Raw genomic sequence first — 17,929 nt, forward strand, 5'->3', positions numbered from 1 at the left:
AGCAACATTTATTAAACGCAAATGAGAGTTGTTATCATTTAAAATCACTGTTAGTATGCGCCCCCTCTGCAGTCCCGAAGCCGGGTTCCTTAGTTGTATGGAGTGTAAAATGCAATTCTCTCGCTCAAAGAATTCACCAAATCTATTGGCCAATGCCGTTAAAATCGCCCTGTTAGGTGCCGCTGTAAGCAGCACAGGTGCTTTTGCTCAAAACGCTGATGAAAACATCGAAAAAATTAGTGTATACGGTAAACACAATAAGCTGATCCTGGAATCAGGCACAGCCACCAAGTCAAACATGGCATTGATGCAAACACCTGCCGCCATTGTGGTTGTTGATAAAGAGTTGCTCAAAGCACAAAACGCCACCACGCTACAAGAGGCGCTGCGTAACGTCAGTGGCCTGGGACAAGCCGGCAACAACTATGGCATAGGTGATAATCTGACAGTACGTGGTCTGGGTGTGAACTACACCTACGACGGTATGTACGGGGGTGCCGACTTGGGTAACAACTTCAACCCGACCCGTTCCATGACCAATGTTGAGAGTATTGAAGTGCTAAAAGGCCCGGCAACCGGGTTATACGGTATTGGCGCAGCAGGTGGTGTGATCAACCTGGTTGAGAAAAAACCTCAACAACAGGAAGCGTTTGAAATCAGCGCCAAAGCAGGCAGCTGGAACAGCTATGGCATTGGATTTGATGCCACTGGTGGCCTGAACGATCAGTGGGCTTACCGCCTGGTAACGAATCACGAGCGCAGTGATGGTTATCGCGACCTGCAATCAGACAGAGACGAGGTTTATGCCAGCCTGAGCTTTGACGTCAATGACAATCACAAGCTACTGCTTTCTGCCGCATATATCGACGATGCCCTGCAAGTCGATTCAATTGGTGATCCGGTCAGAATCATGAACTGGGATAGCACCAGTGGTACGCCAGGTATGTTAACAGCAGCAGATCTGCCTAACGACCCTCAAATGAATGAAAAGGGCGAAAACTACTTAGGCGTTCAACTCACAGCGCAGCAACGCGAACAGCTGGCCGCTTCAATCCAGGCTACAGATGGTCTTAAGCCCTACAATCTGGGTGATGGCAACCTGATCTCGCCGTTGTCTAAGCCAAACGAAGGGGAAGAGCTGCGTATTAAACTGCGCCATGACTGGCATATCAACAATGATTCGACCCTGACGCAACAAGTATTGTGGCGCAGCTATGATTCAGAGCTTGCCCGCCAGACTGGTGCATATAACTATGTTTATTGGAACCGCGCAACATCATACAACAAACAACCAGTAAACATCATCAACCAGGATCCACGCGCCCCGTTAGTCATTGATGATGAGCTCCATCCCTTTGCCGCACGTCGTCAGGAATATCGCCGTCAGATTGCCGAGGAACAAACCTGGCAATACTTTGCCGACTTACAGCTGGGCTGGAGCCTGGGTGGCGTTATGGGTGAACACCTGGTCAGCATCAATTATGAAAACCGGGAAATGGCATTAAAGAGCTGGTCTGTCTACGATGCCGACGGTGGCAATGGCGACAATGCAATCCCTTATATTCTGGATATTCGCAACCCGAACTGGGCAACCGGAGATATCATGGATTATGCCCCGTCACTGCGCAGCAACTATGACAAGTCGTTAGATGCTTATGGGATCAGCTTCCAGGAAGTGTTGTATCTTACAGATCAATTAACCGTGCGTGCCGGCCTTGCCTACTCTGCGATTGAGCAGGCTTATCAGCACAAGGGAAGTGACCGTGCAGAAGCCAGTCAAGAGCAAAATTCCGACGACTCAGGCATGACCTATAATCTCGGTATTAACTATCAGGTTCACCCGCAGCTATCTGCGTTCGTTAATGTTGCCAAAGGCCGTACAGCTTACAGCATTTTAGGCTCACTAACTGATGAGACAAAAGAAGCTAACCGCCCGGATTCAGAATCGCAATCACTGGACTTGGGTATTCGCTTTACTGCGCTGGACGAAGATTTGTTGGGTTCAATTGTGTGGTTTGAAACCAGCCGTACTAACCTGCGCTATAACAACCCGCTTTACAATGACACAAATCCAGAAAGCTCTGACTATAACATTAGCGTTGCGCAATATTTTTACGACAACGAAGATGAGTCAAAGGGTGTTGAAGTCGATCTGAACCTGGCACTGGCGGAGTCGGTTGATTTAAACCTGAACGCTACCTGGCAGGATGCAATTGAGATCCGTAAGGAAAAAGGGACAGAGAACCAGAAAAAAGGCGTTCCAGAAAAAATGGCCAGTGCCTGGGTGAACTACCAGCTGCCAGCCACTGTGTTGGAAAACCTGACGCTTAGTCTGGGTATCAACTATGTCGACGAGCGTACCGTTAACTCATCCGGTTTCGGCTTGCCGACAGCGACTATTGACAGCTATACGCGCTGGGATGCAGCCGCGCGCTACCAAGGTGACAAGTACCAGATCCAGCTGAACATTGAGAACCTGACAGACGAGCGTTATTACAGCAAAGCCCTGTTCCTAGGTGGCTTACCTGGTAACGAACGTAACGTTAAATTGTCGGTGAATTACCAGTTCTAATACTCTGACCTACAGCGTAGGTCCGTACTAAGACAAAAAGCGAATTGAGCCTTGCTCAGTTCGCTTTTTTGTTACTCACACAATTGCATGTTGTAAAGCTGATTTAGGTACGGTCTTTGCTTAATAAGTCAGGATTGAAATGTTGGATCTCACTGAGCTGGAAATCAATGATGATAATTCGCTTCCTGCCTATAAAAAAGACAAGCTCAAAGACAACATTGATGAACTCAAAGCCAGACTGGAAGTGGCAATCGATGAGCTGCTTGGAGACGTACAAGACCCACAGCTGGCACCCGAATCGACCCAAACACCCGACAATCTATTCTCCTTATCTTAATATGTCTTTACGGGGTCCGCGCTTGCACTCAGGGCGCAACCCCTTGCCAGCAAACAGTGCAATCGCGCTCAGCGTACTATACTGACACTATATTCATTTGTAGCTCTTTGCCGATCCCTGCATCGGCCAGATCATAAGGTAGATTGCAATGCGCCAGTTACTACGTTTAGCCGCCTTATATCCACTAGTCGCCTTTAGTGCGACTTATGATACGCCCAACCTGGAGTGGGTAACCGAAGACTACCCGCCTTTTAACTACCATATCAATGGCGAGGTGGAAGGCTTATCCATCCGTATTCTGAATAGCATTTATCGGGAGCTGGGCTGGACACTGGATAAACGAGACATCATGCTGGTGCCCTGGCCCAGAGCCTATCGCATGGCCATGACCTCGCCTAACACCTGCATTTTTTCAATTACATATACACGCGATCGTGCGGAGCTATTTCAATTTATCGGCCCCTCAATTGACAATCAAGTAGCCATTATTGGCCATAAGGAAAATGCGTATCAGGTCCAGGACCTGAACGACCTAAAGAACTACAAAATCGGAGTTGTGAAGAACGACATTGGCCACCAGCTGCTACGAAAGTCGAACATAGGGCAGGATAATCTGGTCTTTCTGGCGTCTGGATTCGAGCTGGTACAAATGCTGAAACTAAAACGTATTGACTTAATTGCTTACGGCGATATTATCGCACGCTTTCAGTTTAAACGGGCGGGCATAGACCCGGCACACTACCGCGTGATATTGCCGCTTTCCCGTTCATATTTGGGCTTTGCCTGTAATAAGCAGGTAGAAACCCAATGGGTTCAGAGTATGAATCAGGCGCTGCGGCGCTTGCGAAGAAACGAACCTGCCTTGTTTTTACCGCAATCCTATTAATGCTTCACAGAGGGTGCAATGGCACGTCTTGATTTACGGGCAGTCCTGGTTCTAATCATTACTTTATTTTCCTTGTCTGGGACTGAGCTGGCGCAGGCTGAAAATACGCAATCCGATGTTGTTTCAGCCCCAATATCCGTCTGTTTTGAACGCTGGCGTCCCTTTAGTTTTATTGATCAGGATGGTATTGCAAGAGGTCAGGAGGTCGACCTGATCAAAGCCGCAGCTCAGGCCCTGAATCGCGCAGTAGAGTTTAGCGAGCTGCCCTTTAAACGTTGCGTTGCTAACGTTAAGTTTGGCAGTACAGACTTTTCTTTGCATGTCGACAAAACAGATGGGTTGGCCATTTTTTCTGACGCCGCGACGTTTTGGCAGCTCAGCCTCGCGGTCTCTGCTGCCAGGTTTAAAACCCTGGATGAGTTCAAAACCATTAGTACACCAAGAATTGTGCTGGCAACCGAATACCCTTACCCTAAAGCGGTTTATCGAAAGCTCGAAGCCCTTGACGCGCGACTGGTCAGGCGCTCTTACTATGAAGAAAACGACGAACACGCGAAAACTTTTTTTGATATCCTGACCACCAAGCGAGTCGATGCTATGCTAGTAGATAAACAGTGGGCGCAGCATATGATAGAAAAGTTCAATCTGCCCGTGAATATACTGGCTCAGGACTTTCACAGAGAGCCCCAGTTTATCGGCTACCGACACAGTAATGCGCCCCTGGCACAACAACTGGAAGCCGCATTATCAGCATTACCAGAAGATGTCCGCACTACCATTAAAAACCAATATAAATACTAGCAATGCGCTACGGTCTGGCCAGTTTTATTAACCGCTCAACCACATCGTCTGCAACTTGCTTTAAAATTGAAGCATCGTGCTCGTTAAACTCTCTGGGTTCACTGTCAATCAGGCATAAAGTCCCCAAATTACAACCGTTGGGATGACGTAAAGGACAACCGGCGTAAAAACGAATACTAAGCCCTTCGGATACCAGTGGGTTGTCATAGAAGCGCTCATCTTTTGCCGCATTATCAATAACAAACACGTCTTCCTGGCAAATTGCGTGGCCACAAAAGGAAATGTCCCGGGGAGTTTGTTCTGCATCAAGTCCTACTCTGGACTTAAACCATTGCCTGTCACTGTCTACCAGACTAATAAGTGCAATAGGAACATTGAAAACATGGGCTGCAAATTCAGTGAGCCTGTCTAACTCGGCGTCAGGGAGGGTATCCAGCGCTTGCAAGTCGTGTAAAGTTTGCAATCGCAATGCTTCATTATCCGGTAGCGGCGGACTTTTCATCCAAATCACCAATTAACAGATGGTTTATACACTATAGTTAAAAATGCCTAAACGTCTAGAATAAGGAAAGCGCACGTGCGAGTGCAAGTCAGAATTGCCATATGGTTAACAGTCGTCCTTGCCAGTTTAATACTGCTAGATAGGTTTGCTCGCACCTATTTTTTAGCACATCATCAGGTGGTGACAGCACAGGAAAGTTTGCAAAACGTCAGTCATATTCAACAAATCAGTGATGCTATCTTTGCGCTGCAAAAAGAGCGTGGCTATACCTTTGGACTGTCGGAACGTGCCAACGGAGAAACCCTGAACCAGCTCAATCAGTATCGTAATGCCAGTAACACCGCACTGACCAGCATTGCATCTCAGAACGCACAAAACCAAAACCTCATCTCGTCCCTTCCAAGTACCGCAGAGTTGATGAATCTCAGAGCGCTGTTTGACCAACGCTTGCTCACCCGAGAGCAGGCTATGACCCTGTATACGGCTAAAATTAACGCGCTACTGGATTTATTCCTGGCCATTGAACTGAAAATTGCTGCCGATGCGCCCAACAACCACTTATATAGTTTAGCGCTTGCCATTGAACAGGCGGGTAAACTCAGGGCACATACCTATGCGCTCCTCAACAACACCATCGACAGCCGGGCAACGGCTATTTTTGAGCTGTCTACTTTGCACAACACACATCTTGCCCTGCTAAAAAATACCCCCTTTAATAATCATATTTCGCAACAAGTGAATACCCTGCTAACGCAGCCAAGTAACGTGGCGCTCGTCCGCCTTGTGGAGCAAATAGAGCACACAGGCCAGAGTAACTTTAATGCACAGCAGTGGTGGCAACAGAAAACCCAGTTTCTTGAACAACTCATCACTATCGTCAACACACAATTGACTGAAAACCAGAGTCGACTCAATACTGAGCTGGCATTACACAATGCAGAAACTTCGGATGCTGTTCTGCTGAGCCTGCTAAGCTTTGTTGCTCTGATCGTGTCCAGCATCCTGCTATGGCGAGCGCTCGGGCATACAGCCAATCCAAAACGATATCAAACTCCGGTTAAGCTTTCCCAGTTGCTGCTACTGTTAGGTTTGATAGTCTCTTTTATCATGTCGGAGCATGATATCAGCCAGGGGGAACTCAGTAACAACCTTTATACTCGCTCGGCTAATGAACTCAGTAATAACCTGGCCTATTCAGTGATAGCCATCGATAATTTATGGCTAACCCCGCTGACCGAACGCCTGCAAACGCTGAGCATTACTAAACAGCCCGTTTTTTCGAATGCGACGGGAACCGAATACATCGGAAAGTTCACCCTCAAAGACAAGGATCTGGTCGGCCTGTTTCCTGCAACTTTGTCCGTGCCAAAGTTGAGGCAAACCATTACGAATAGTATTAGCAGACAAGGTGAAAAGTCTCTCTCTCTTGCATTACTCACAGACAGCAATAACAAGCTATATAGTGTTTCAACCGCACCACAGACAAGCGCAACAGGGTTATCCGACATCCTGCTGGTACTTGTTCAACCCGTCGATGAGACACTCGCTAAAATCCTCAAAATGCCGGTTGCCTATCAGGGGATCACCACACATTTGCTGTTCAATGACATTGTGATTGGGCGTAATGACCATACCTCAGGTCAAGACACCGCGACAAACAAAAATGGCTTAGAGCTGGCCCATCGTAATTTCGCGCTTGGTTTTACCGTTAGGGCCACGCAAGATCCCCAACAGATTGAACGTTATATCAGTACCCTACAGCAAGAGTTTTCGGTACAGCTGGTGCTGCTGCTCACGCTGAGCCTCACTGCATTGGTGCTGGCACACAGAGCGCAAAACCGCATTATTGAACAGCTGCAAAATTCCGAAGGCCAGCTCGATAAAGAACGCCTGTTGTTATCCAATTCCGAGCAGATAATTGGCATGGGGAGCTGGGAGTGGCAAGAAGGTAGCCGCCAGGTATTGCTTTCGAAGACGCTCAAAACCATCCTCAATATTCAGAGCAGTGGAAAATATGCTCCATATACAGATGTGTTGCGAAAACTCACACGTACAAGTCGTCAAGCCCTGTTAAAACACCTGCGAAATCAGTCTCCGGACTCACAGTACCGCCTCACTTTGAACCTGCGTAATGAGCAAGACTCAGAGATACAACTTGAGGTGATTATGACCTCACATCAAAGTGATAAAACACGCCCACTATGTGTGGTCGGAGTCGTGAGAGATATTTCAGAGCAGGTGGCGCAGCAGCAAAGACAACATAAGTATCAGGCATCGCTTAAAGCGGCACGCCAGGAAGCCCTGGACAGGATGAAAGAAGCCGAAACCCAGCGTCATGAAGTCCAGCAGTTGTTACATCGAAACAAAGAAACTGAGAGCCTGCTGGAAGCCACGCTGGATAGTATCCCCGCCTTTATTTTACTGCTGGACGGAGAAGCGAATATCCGTCTGATCAACCGCTTTTGGTACAAAAGCAAGCGCCTGAACTTAGAAGAAAGCGGGCTGTTTATCAACACTCTGATGCGTGTGAACGACAATCTGGTTGACGTGATTTCTTTGCTGCCGCTGTCAGATAAAAAACCTCTGCTGGAAGCACTGGCAGCAGCCAAGACACGAGACCTGTATTATAGAGACATGGAGATATGCTATCAGCTGGATGGCACTAAAATGTGGTTTGAGTTAATTTTAACTAACCTCATGTGCAACAACAAAAAATACATGTTGCTCTATCAGCACGATATTACCCAACGCAAAAACGACGCCACCACTTTGGCCAATGCCAAAGAAACCGCCGAAGCCGCCAACAAAGCCAAATCTCGTTTCCTGGCCACAATGAGCCATGAGATCAGAACCCCCATGAACGGTGTGGTCGGCATGCTGGATATCTTATCCCAGTCACGACTGAGCGATGAACAGCGTCACCTGACCTCAGTCGCTAAAAATTCAGCCATGATGTTGCTGCGAATCATCAACGACATACTCGATTTTTCAAAAATTGAAGCGGGTAAAATGGTCATTGAGCACACCCCCTTCAGCTGGCAAAACCTGACCAAAGAGCTGTGCGAACTCATGAGCCATCAGTGCCACGAAAAACGCATCATTCTGAACTTTTACTTTGACCCCTCTTTGGGTTATTGGCACCTGAGCGACCCTATTAGGATCCGGCAGATCTTACTTAACCTGGTGGGCAATGCGGTTAAATTTACAAAAACATCCGCCAGTAAAATTGGTCATGTTGAGGTCTTTGTGTTGCCGGCCTCTGAGCCTGGGCACCTCGAAATCAGTGTCAAGGACAATGGCAAAGGCATGAATGAGGAACAAACCAAGGGCCTGTTTAAGCCCTTCGTTCAGGCTGATGACAGTATACAGAGAAAATATGGTGGCACCGGGTTAGGCTTGTCCATAACCATGCGGCTTTGTGAGCTTATGCAGGGCACTATTGTGTGCCATAGCCTGGAAGATGTCGGCAGTAACTTTATCGTTACGCTGCCTTTCTCTCCCAGCGCGACAGGCGATCAGGAAATAGCGATTAGCTTTGTGGGTTTAACCGCCTATATCGTCTCTGACGATGATAAATTTGAACAAGACCTGGCACACAACCTCAACGCACATGGCATGCAATGTCAGGTAATCAGTGGTGACGACCTCAATGCCTACTTGCTTGCCCGCCTGAGTGTTGACTACCTGATCATCACCAGCGAAAAATATCAGCACCTGGTGACCAATGGCCAGGATATTATTTCAACGAACGGTGAATTAAAATGCCTGGTACTGGAACACGCCGGTTTTAATATGCCCACCGCAGAAGGCACCAATATTTATGCACTGGAAAACAACCCATACTACGCCTTCAGGGTCATAGAAAAAATTGCCACACTGGAAGGCCAGCTTAGTCCAGAGCCAGACATGAGCTCACTCCCAGGTGATGAGCAACTGCCAACAATAGAACAAGCACAACAAAAAAATGCCCTTATCTTAGTGATCGAGGACAATGTCTACAATCAGGACTTGTTTAAACGCCAGCTCGCTCTGCTGGGGCTGCAGTGTATTATTGCCGAGCATGGCGCCATTGCCCTGGAGCTTATGCAAAAGTACCAGTTCTCGTTGATCATCAGCGACTGTCATATGCCTGTGATGGATGGCTATACATTTGCAAAAACTTTTCGTGAACTCGAAGAGCAAGGAAAGGTACCCAGCCTGCCCATCATCGCTGCGACTGCGAATGCACTCAGTGGCGAGCGTGAAAAGTGCATTAATGCCGGCATGGATGATTATATTTGCAAACCCATTGTCTTGCATGCTTTGCGCAGCAAAATAGAACAGTGGCTGCCTCAGCCAAAATCTGCGCAGCCACTGGGCATAAATGGACACACCGATATAGAATCACACGCAGTGACTGAAGCGCCGCACCCTACTCTGCCAAACGATCAGACGCCTGATAATGAACCAGACGAGAGCGAAACACGTATGGTGGACTTAAGTGTACTGGAAAATTATGTGGGTACTGACAGAGGCATTCAAAAGCAGTTTTTACAAGGCTTTTTGGCAGATTCCCGTCCTCTGGTCGAGGGGTTGAATGCCACGGATGTGACGCTTGGCACCATAAAGAACACGGCTCACCAATTAAAATCGTCAGCAAAAGCAATTGGTGCTCAATCACTTGCCGATGAATTTTATGCGCTAGAACAGGCTGCGAAAGCTGAAGATGTAGAGCAGGTCGAGGTCTTGCAAAAGATCTGTCACCAAAAGTTTAATGCCGCATGTGTGGAAATTGAAACTATACTTGGATAAAAAGTTAAGTCAGGCAGGTCGTAATCAGTGCCCAACATGCTCAAACCTGAAGGTCATTAAAGGCGAGATGAATAATCTGATAAGAGTAATCGCAATCGATGACAACCAGTTAATTATTACTCAACTGGAGTTGTTACTTAAACAAGTCGCCCAGGATGTCGACTACCATGGCTTTACCGCAGGGCGTAGCGCACTGGATTCAGGGCTTTGTGACTCTGCGTCTTTGATTTTTTTAGACCTGAATATGCCCGAAATTGATGGCATAGAGTTACTGCGTATTTTTGCCGATGCCAAATTAATAACCCCAATTGTGTTACTTAGCGGTGAAGATAAAGACGTGTTAGAAACCGCCAGCAACCTGGGTACCATGCATAATCTGAACATCATCTCCAGTATCGACAAACCCGTTTCTCTCGCGCGATTGACCACCCTGCTTGAGTGCCTGGATCAACATCATAGACACTCTCCAGCTCAGCCAGAAAAAAGCTATAACGCCAGTGATATCAGAATAGGCCTGGACCGGCAGCAATTTAAAGCACACTACCAGCCCAAAGTGTCGTTAGAGTCGCTCAATGTTATTGGTATGGAAATTCTCGCTCGTTGGTACCACCCGTTTGATGGTCTGGTCCCGCCTGGTGACTTCATCCCCCAGCTGGAGCGCGCAGGGTTTTCGGCTGAACTCTCACTTCAGCTGCTTGCCCAAACCCTGACACTATATCGCGAGCATTATGAGCAGGTGAAATCCCTGAGTTTTAGCCTTAACCTCAGTGCCGGAGCACTGTATGACATTGACCTACCAAACAAACTCGCCAACTTGTGCGAACAATACTCAGTGCCCCGCAAGCAAATTATTTTAGAAATCACAGAAAGCCAGCTACTCGACAATTTGCCTCGCACACTGGAAGTGTTACTCCGATTCAGGCTTAAAGGGTTTCCGTTGTCTATTGACGATTTCGGCACTGGTTTTTCAAGCTTTACACAATTAAATCAGGTGCCTTTTAGTGAACTTAAAATTGATCGGAGCTTTGTACAAAATTGTGATACGGACAGTAAAAAGCAAGCAATTGTTTCTGCAACCTCCGACCTTGCAAAAAAACTGTCGTTGAAAACCGTAGCGGAAGGCGTAGAACAGGTTGGTGAACTAAACTATTTACGCCAATGCGGTATTGATGTCGCGCAGGGCTTTTTATTTGCCAAGCCTTTAGCAGCCAATGCATTATTGAATTGGCTGGAGCACAATCTCGATAAGCCTCTTTTGGAGTGGGGAACATGAGTCAAAGCGCGATCTTGATTGACGATAATGCCTTGTTTTTAAATCTGCTTAGTAATCAATTAGCGACTCTGGGTGTGAAGGTATCACAGGCTCGAGATAAGGAAGAATTACTGGCACACCTGGAGACAGGTTGGTTTGACTGGGCCTTTATTGATGCGCATCTTGAAGATGGTGAGTGCGGGCTGCAACTGGCAAATATACTGCGAGAGCAGCAGTCGCAGCATGAACAGCCCTGCCAATTGATAGGTATGTCAGGGGATGAGATCTGTGCCAGCCGATACGCCACCGTAGGCATAGAAACATACTTTGTTAAACCTATATCCTTGCATCAGCTCCAGGTGCTGCTTGGCGCATCATCTAAACAAGAGTGAGGTGTCATACATGCGCTTAGGGAACCAATAACTATGGTGGGCACTAATCCTCATCAGACTCAGCCCAAGGTCATTATAGTTTGTGACAAAACAGATGAACTCACGGGTGTCATAGAAATTGTTGCTGCTCATACTGAAGCGTACCGCACAGTGTTTCACTGGGAAGAAATGACAGAGCTGATTATTGACAGCAGTCCGGCCATCATCATTATGGCCAAAGACAATGTCGCAAGCAGCATAGAAACATACACGGAGCTGGCTAAACAAGGGTTACTCAACTACCCCCATAAAAATATCCTGCTGTGTGAAAATAAAGAGTCAGGCATTGCATTTAAATGCTGTATGAAAGACATTTTCAGCGACTATTTTGTTCACAAACCCATGTATGAAAACTATCGCTTCAGAATGATTTTGCACAACGCGCTCAATGAAGTGTCAGGCAATAAGAAAAGCTCGGAGTTACAAGAGGTCCATTTTGGTAAAATAGACAATAATCTGCGCACGCTTATTGACGATGTGGCGCAATACCGAACCAGAACAGAGGAAAACTTTGCACAAAATAGAGATAAGATTGCACAGCAGCCATGTCATAACAAGGTACAAAAAGAGCTGTTAGAAAAACTCAACCAACAGCATATAAGCCCATTAATTGAGCAACTTGAGCATCAGCTTGTTGAGAGTGTCGAGCTGCTAAAGTCGCAACTCAAAAGCAAGCAGGTCTCAATGGCTGAGTTGTTAGCTGTGCTGAATGACAAAGGTGTGCCACGTAGCGTTGCGGCCGCTCAGGCACACCCTGCCCCGAACTCTGCCGTGACAACTTCTTCTGCGTCTAACGCGCCGCCAAAAATGCATATTTTGGTCGTAGAAGACAACGAAATATATCGCGAGATGCTACTCAAGATCCTCCACGAAGAACACCATACCACTGAATACGCCACAACCGGCCTGGAGGCTATTAAGCTACTGAAAAAGCATAAATTTGATATGGTTTTTATGGACTTATTTATGCCTGAGCTGGATGGGTACAATACCACTAAAAACATTCGTACCTTTAAGCACTGCAAAAAGCTCCCTATTATTGCTCTTTCGACCAACCGCAACAAGGACCTGATCCGTAAGTGGGCAACACTAGGCCTGACCGGCTATATCACTAAGCCCTCAACTAAGGTCACCATCCTCAAAGCCATCGACAAAGTGCATAACAGTCACAATCCTGTGCACTGAAATAACAAATAAACAACAATCCCTTTGGCTCTTTCGCCCTACACTTATTATGATACGTGCAGATTGAATCTGAAGAGGTCGTTATGAGCAAAAATGTGGGGTTCATGTTTCTGATCAGCTTAGTACTGATAGCAATCACCGGTGTGATCTTACACTTCTACCCTCACCATGATGAGGTCAGTGCCCGACAGATAGGCGCGATTGCTACACCACAACCTAATCAACTGTTGCGCTTTACTCCCCACATTTCAGAGGTTCCCAGACCACAGGATCCATTTAACTTTCCTATTGAGTTAGACAACACAGGCCCAACAACAAACCTTTATTCAGGGCCGAATCAATACCCCTTCTTTTGTATGACTCAGGAGTCTGAGCTTGGACAACCACTTGTAGACAATCAACAGGGCCTGGGTGTACCCGTGTTTCAGGGGGTGCAGATCATCGGCTACAGTAAAGACTGCTCACTACCCACACGGTTATTCTACTTCACTTTGACAAAGCAAGACGGTAAGTATGCAGCCACCAGACTCGATGAAAACAGCGCCCGCTCTCATGATTCATCGCCCTTGTTCAGAGTGGAACAGGGAACCATTAACCGGTTTATTTACACCCTTGTCATGCCAATTTCCAATGAAGAAGTTGGAGAGCGTAGTAGCCATTCTAAATGGAATCAAAAGCTCATTTATCAGTTTAACGGGGGCTCTGGAATTGGGTACCGACAGGGCCGACAAAAGGCCTCCCGGGTAATGACTCGTCAGGCTCAGCAACTGCTGGACGGGTATGCAGTAATAAGTTCAAGTGGCAATAAAACCAGTTATACCTACAATATGTTGCTTGCAGAAGACACTGCAAGACGTGTCAAGCAGCAGTTTATTAGCCTATATGGTGAGCCTCTTTACACCGTAGGCATCGGCGGCTCAGGAGGGGGACTGGCACAGTACCTGATTGGACAAAATAGTAGAGGGATACTGGACGGGCTTATCCCGCTGTACAGCTATCCCGACATGATCACACAGACCACTTATGCGCTTGACTGTGATCTGCTCAATAATTACTTCACTTTCCGAGCACAAGACCCTAAGGCCTGGCGAGATTGGGAGCGCAGGCGACAGATTGAAGGGCTCAATGCAATCAATGATTTCCCGCAAAAAGCCGGCTTTTTACAGCCTCTGAACCAGCTCATGGCAGGGTTTGTTCCATCATTCCCAGATGGAAACAGTGAGTGCATTAATGGCTATTTTGGCCTGTCAGCATTCATTAATAACCCAAGGCAGGGATTTTTAAGACCGTTTTTTTCCGATGAAGTGGTTGCACAAACTCGCTGGAGCTACTGGCAGGATCTGGTGCATATTTTTGGCACAGATGAGCAAGGCTTTGGCAAAAGTACCTGGGATAATGTTGGTGTCCAGTATGGTCTGAACGCTCTGCGTGAAGGTCATATTAGTTTTGATGAATTCATTCACATCAATCATCACATTGGCGGCTGGAAGCGCCAAGCAGATATGCATCAGGAAGACATAGCGCTGCCACTGGGCACCCGTATCCCTATCTGGCTAACGCTCTGGGGAAACCATAACATAACAAATGCTTCTGCAGGGCCTGCACGTCGCCATGAAGGTTCATTGGAGGCCATGGAGCAAGCCTACCGCTCAGGGCAAGTGTTTATCGGCAAGGTTAATTTGCCGATTATAGACGCTCGGCACTATCTGGAAAATGAGCTAGACATGCATCATATGTCTGCGTCATTTTACAGCCGGGTACGCATTGCTCAACAAAATGGCCACAGTCAAAACCATGTTATCTGGGTTGCGCATAAGGATCACAACCCAACAACAGCCGCTTTTGCAGCCATGGATACGTGGTTACTCAAAATGAAACACAACCCACAGCTTGACGCTGCGTCGGCAAGACCAGCTGCTTTACAAGACACGTGCTTCAATAACGATGGCAGTATCTATGCAACAGGGTCAGATGTCTTTGACGGGCAGTGGAATAATAAATCACAGGGTAAATGTCAGAGTCGTTTTCCTATGTTTAGTACCAGTCGAATTCAGGCCGGAGGAGACTGGGGCGGAGATATGTTTAAGTGTCCACTGGTCAGTGTTGAAACCGCCATCCAACAAGGCTGGTACTTACCGTTTGATGCACGCCCCTATCAGGCATTACTGGCACAGACCTTTCCTGAAGGGGTATGTAATTACCAGGGCAAGGATGTTGGGCGTCCGGCTGACCTGTAAAGCCGCTTTACGAATAGTTAGGAGTCATTTAGAGTAGGCCGAAAACAAAAGGAGTTCTTATGGAAGCTTTGTTCTCGTACGGCACATTACAACAAACGCAAGTACAACTCGACACGTTTGGTCGCCTACTCAACGGACAGGCTGATGCGTTAGTCGGATATCGTGTTGGCCTGGTTAAGATTACTGACCCTGACGTATTGAAAAGTAGTGGTAAAGAACATCACCCGATTCTTATCTATACTGCCGATGAGGCGGATCAAGTAGAGGGAACTGTTTTTGCCATTTCCGAACAAGAATTACTGCGCGCCGACAGCTATGAGGTGGATGACTACGTCAGGCAAAAGGCTGTATTGAAGTCAGGTGAATCCTGTTGGATCTATGCAGCCAGTGAAAAGGCTCACATTCTTGATGCGGTTACCATAGAATAACAGCTTGAAAAGACTGTTATTCTACTTTAAGAAAAATGCTGAGTATCAGCAGGTATTATTCACACGCTTTGCCACAGTTACCAATGGTGACCTGCTTTTGGCCAAGATAGCTCGGAATACCGTAAACACGGTTATAAGCGATAGCGCCTATAAACTGGTTGTTATATAGCAACCCAGGTGTCCAGCTGCTGGTACGCCAGGTCCCGCTTAACGTATATTTACTGATACGGTTAGCACCTGGCGCACTGGCATTAAACTGACCACCCCATGCGGCGGTGATGGTTGGCGCTGTCTGATACACTCCGATATGCGCCTGATGCTTGCCATAACCATGTGCATCCCGGTTGAGGCTGACGGTTAAATTCATGCCTGTTACCAGATTGCCAATGATGTTATCGATGTCTATGTCCAGATAGCGCTCTGCAGCGTCGACATTGCCACGTACCCGACTATCTGACAATATCTCTTGCATACCAAACAATGCGCCAGGCTGTTCCAATGGTGCAAATTGTTGCAGGTTTGCCTTAATCAGATCATCTACCACACCAGTGGCAGCGTCAGACGCAAAGTAGTTTACAAAATGGCTGATCCCCGGAATTGAAAACACGCCACCAGAGCAACTCACATCAACATCTCGGTTGTAATATACATCAATGTCTTCCAGCGCACCTGTATAGTAATTGTATGTCACTGTTGGTCTTAAGTTTTCCAGACGAACAAAACAACAAACAAGCGTCAATATGGTTAACTTTTTGTTTCAAGTACGCTCTCTGCTTTTCGCTTTTTGGCTTGCAAAAAGCTACCTGAATTTAACAAGATCGGTGATTTATCGCACAATTAGTACATATGGTCTCTAAATGCTTTGCTAACACAATGAGGTTCGCTACAACTGGTGTAAAAAAGGAATGATAATAATGTTAAAGCACTTAGTCACTACGCGGTTAACTTCTGCATTGCTCATCAGTTGTACCGCCTTCACAATACCACTTGCACAGGCAAATAAGTCTCTGTCAGTGCCACAAATCCAACAGCAAGTTGAACTCAAAACCCCGGAAGCCATTGCTCGATACCGTGAACTACTCAGCCTGCCGAATGATGCCAATTACCCAAATGACATTGCAAAGCTGTCTGCCTGGCTAACTCAGGAGTTTTCTCGCCGGGCGTTTAACGTACAAAAGCTTAAAATGTCTGGCAGTCCCATCGTTTATGCCGAGCGCCTGGTTCCCGGTGCAAGTAAAACAGTACTGGTTTACTTGCAGGCGGACGGTCAGCCAGTCGACAATTCAGCCTGGGATCAGCCAGATCCTTATACGGCAGAGTTAAAACAACTTGTTAATGGCCAATGGGAAACGCGTCCATGGCCCAACTCAACAGAAAAATTGGACCCTAATTGGCGTATCTTTGCACGTTCGGCAGCTGATTCGAAAGGCCCAATCGCTCAGTTTATTACGGCACTCGACATATTGGATGGTCAGCAAGCTTCACCCAATTACAATCTGAAGATCATCATGGATACTGAGGAGGAGCAAGGCTCCCCTAATTTACCTGCAGCCATAAAAGCCTACAAAGACAAGCTCAGTGCTGATTTACTGCTCATTTTTGACGGTCCGCCGCATCAGACAAATAAACCAACGATCACTATGGGAGCGCGCGGCATTGCCACGGTCCAGCTCACCACCTACGGTCCCCGTAAACCTCAGCACAGTGGTCACTATGGCAACTACGCTCCCAATCCAGCGTTACACCTCGCTCAGATATTGGGATCAATGAAGTCTCAACAAGGCAAAGTACTTATTCCTGGTTTTTACGACGGGATCACCCTGTCAGATGATCTCAAAGCACAGCTTGCCACTGTGCCGGATGATGAACAGCAGATCATGAAAAAACTGGGCTTTTCACAAGCCGATGCCGTTGGCGCCAGTTTACAAGAATCCATCCAATATCCCTCATTGAATATCAGGGGATTGAGCAGTGCCTGGGTAGGTAAACAGGCCAGAACCATAGTCCCGGCCACCGCAACGGCCGCAATGGATATTCGCCTGGTTAAAGAGTCTGACGCCGGTCGTTTGATCCAGCTTGTACGTCAGCATATTGAGAAGCTCGGTTATTATGTCATCGACAGAGCACCGACTGATGCAGAGCGTGCCCAACATCCTTATATAGTGACTATGGCATCGCGCGAGATATATGGTGCGTTTCGCAGCGAGCCAGACTCAGCAGCGGGTCAAATGGCAATCAAAGGGGTCACTAAACTACTGGGCAAATCACCCATAGTGCTGCGTTCCGGTGGCGGTTCAATCCCCATTGCCCCGATAGTGGATACTCTGGATATTCCTGCCGCCATTGTCGCCAGTGTCAACAGCGACAATAACCAGCATAGTCCAAATGAAAACCTGAGGGTTGGGCATTTTATTGAGGGTATCGCAATCATCACTTCCGTGCTCAATGAAAAACTCTGAGCTGGACAACCGAATAGGGCGCACCTAAGTGCGCCCTATTCGTTTTTT

13 protein-coding genes are annotated in these 17,929 nt (G+C 47.2%); 11 read left to right on the forward strand and 2 right to left on the reverse strand.

The features are described from left to right. Positions 1-109: 109 nt before the first annotated feature. The 4 genes from CWB99_RS19505 (at position 110) to CWB99_RS19520 (ending at position 4,596) form a co-directional block, all read left to right on the forward strand. Complete coding sequence (locus CWB99_RS19505; RefSeq protein WP_138552711.1) at positions 110-2,572, forward strand: TonB-dependent receptor; 2,463 nt, start codon at positions 110-112, stop codon at positions 2,570-2,572. A 139-nt stretch (positions 2,573-2,711) separates the two neighbouring features. Beyond that, positions 2,712-2,909 carry a hypothetical protein gene (locus tag CWB99_RS19510; protein ID WP_138552710.1) on the forward strand — a complete coding sequence of 66 codons (198 nt, stop codon included), beginning with the start codon at positions 2,712-2,714 and terminating at the stop codon, positions 2,907-2,909. A 148-nt stretch (positions 2,910-3,057) separates the two neighbouring features. After that, positions 3,058-3,795, forward strand: coding sequence for a substrate-binding periplasmic protein (locus CWB99_RS19515; RefSeq protein WP_138552709.1), 738 nt, complete (start codon positions 3,058-3,060; stop codon positions 3,793-3,795). 18 nt (positions 3,796-3,813) lie between these two features. Next, positions 3,814-4,596: a substrate-binding periplasmic protein gene (locus tag CWB99_RS19520; RefSeq protein ID WP_138552708.1), complete on the forward strand. Its 783-nt coding sequence runs from the start codon at positions 3,814-3,816 to the stop codon at positions 4,594-4,596. A gap of 7 nt (positions 4,597-4,603) precedes the next feature. Here the strand turns inward: CWB99_RS19520 and CWB99_RS19525 are convergent, their stop codons facing one another. Then, complete coding sequence (locus CWB99_RS19525; protein ID WP_138552707.1) at positions 4,604-5,098, reverse strand: GAF domain-containing protein; 495 nt, start codon at positions 5,096-5,098, stop codon at positions 4,604-4,606. Positions 5,099-5,173: 75 nt separating this feature from the next. Here CWB99_RS19525 and CWB99_RS19530 point away from each other — a divergent pair, with 75 nt between their 5' ends. From CWB99_RS19530 to CWB99_RS19555, 6 genes are all read left to right on the forward strand, one after another. Further along, entirely contained in the window at positions 5,174-9,889 is a 4,716-nt protein-coding gene (locus CWB99_RS19530) for an ATP-binding protein (RefSeq protein WP_138552706.1), read from the forward strand. A 67-nt stretch (positions 9,890-9,956) separates the two neighbouring features. After that, a complete protein-coding gene (locus CWB99_RS19535; RefSeq protein WP_171045403.1) occupies positions 9,957-11,162 on the forward strand; it encodes an EAL domain-containing response regulator in 1,206 nt (401 codons plus the stop codon). Further along, entirely contained in the window at positions 11,159-11,533 is a 375-nt protein-coding gene (locus CWB99_RS19540) for a response regulator (protein WP_138552704.1), read from the forward strand. The genes CWB99_RS19535 and CWB99_RS19540 overlap by 4 nt, the downstream gene beginning before the upstream one ends. Positions 11,534-11,566: 33 nt before the next feature. Then, entirely contained in the window at positions 11,567-12,757 is a 1,191-nt protein-coding gene (locus CWB99_RS19545) for a response regulator (protein WP_138552703.1), read from the forward strand. Positions 12,758-12,840: 83 nt separating this feature from the next. Beyond that, complete coding sequence (locus CWB99_RS19550; protein WP_138552702.1) at positions 12,841-14,994, forward strand: DUF6351 family protein; 2,154 nt, start codon at positions 12,841-12,843, stop codon at positions 14,992-14,994. Between the two features lie 59 nt (positions 14,995-15,053). Continuing rightward, on the forward strand, positions 15,054-15,422 hold the full coding sequence (locus tag CWB99_RS19555; protein ID WP_138552701.1) for a gamma-glutamylcyclotransferase family protein: 369 nt from the start codon (positions 15,054-15,056) through the stop codon (positions 15,420-15,422). A 55-nt stretch (positions 15,423-15,477) separates the two neighbouring features. Here CWB99_RS19555 and CWB99_RS19560 read toward each other — a convergent pair whose 3' ends face one another. After that, on the reverse strand, positions 15,478-16,113 hold the full coding sequence (locus tag CWB99_RS19560) for a hypothetical protein (RefSeq protein ID WP_212748528.1): 636 nt from the start codon (positions 16,111-16,113) through the stop codon (positions 15,478-15,480). 223 nt (positions 16,114-16,336) lie between these two features. On the opposite strand from CWB99_RS19560, the gene CWB99_RS19565 reads away from it, so the two are divergent. Further along, entirely contained in the window at positions 16,337-17,881 is a 1,545-nt protein-coding gene (locus CWB99_RS19565; RefSeq protein WP_171045404.1) for a M20/M25/M40 family metallo-hydrolase, read from the forward strand. Positions 17,882-17,929 lie beyond the last annotated feature (48 nt).

Origin of the sequence: Pseudoalteromonas rubra (assembly GCF_005887095.1) — a bacterium.
GTDB lineage: Bacteria > Pseudomonadota > Gammaproteobacteria > Enterobacterales > Alteromonadaceae > Pseudoalteromonas > Pseudoalteromonas rubra_E.

Excerpts from the sequence above, each read along its gene's own strand:
- CWB99_RS19565 (WP_171045404.1), top strand. The coding sequence starts at position 16,337 with ATGTTAAAGCACTTAGTCACTACGCGGTTAACTTCTGCATTGCTCATC.
- CWB99_RS19535 (WP_171045403.1), top strand. The coding sequence starts at position 9,957 with ATGAATAATCTGATAAGAGTAATCGCAATCGATGACAACCAGTTAATT.
- CWB99_RS19555 (WP_138552701.1), top strand. The coding sequence starts at position 15,054 with ATGGAAGCTTTGTTCTCGTACGGCACATTACAACAAACGCAAGTACAA.
- CWB99_RS19525 (WP_138552707.1), bottom strand. The coding sequence starts at position 5,098 with ATGAAAAGTCCGCCGCTACCGGATAATGAAGCATTGCGATTGCAAACT.
- CWB99_RS19550 (WP_138552702.1), top strand. The coding sequence starts at position 12,841 with ATGAGCAAAAATGTGGGGTTCATGTTTCTGATCAGCTTAGTACTGATA.
- CWB99_RS19545 (WP_138552703.1), top strand. The coding sequence starts at position 11,567 with ATGGTGGGCACTAATCCTCATCAGACTCAGCCCAAGGTCATTATAGTT.
- CWB99_RS19515 (WP_138552709.1), top strand. The coding sequence starts at position 3,058 with ATGCGCCAGTTACTACGTTTAGCCGCCTTATATCCACTAGTCGCCTTT.
- CWB99_RS19540 (WP_138552704.1), top strand. The coding sequence starts at position 11,159 with ATGAGTCAAAGCGCGATCTTGATTGACGATAATGCCTTGTTTTTAAAT.
- CWB99_RS19520 (WP_138552708.1), top strand. The coding sequence starts at position 3,814 with ATGGCACGTCTTGATTTACGGGCAGTCCTGGTTCTAATCATTACTTTA.
- CWB99_RS19510 (WP_138552710.1), top strand. The coding sequence starts at position 2,712 with ATGTTGGATCTCACTGAGCTGGAAATCAATGATGATAATTCGCTTCCT.
- CWB99_RS19505 (WP_138552711.1), top strand. The coding sequence starts at position 110 with ATGCAATTCTCTCGCTCAAAGAATTCACCAAATCTATTGGCCAATGCC.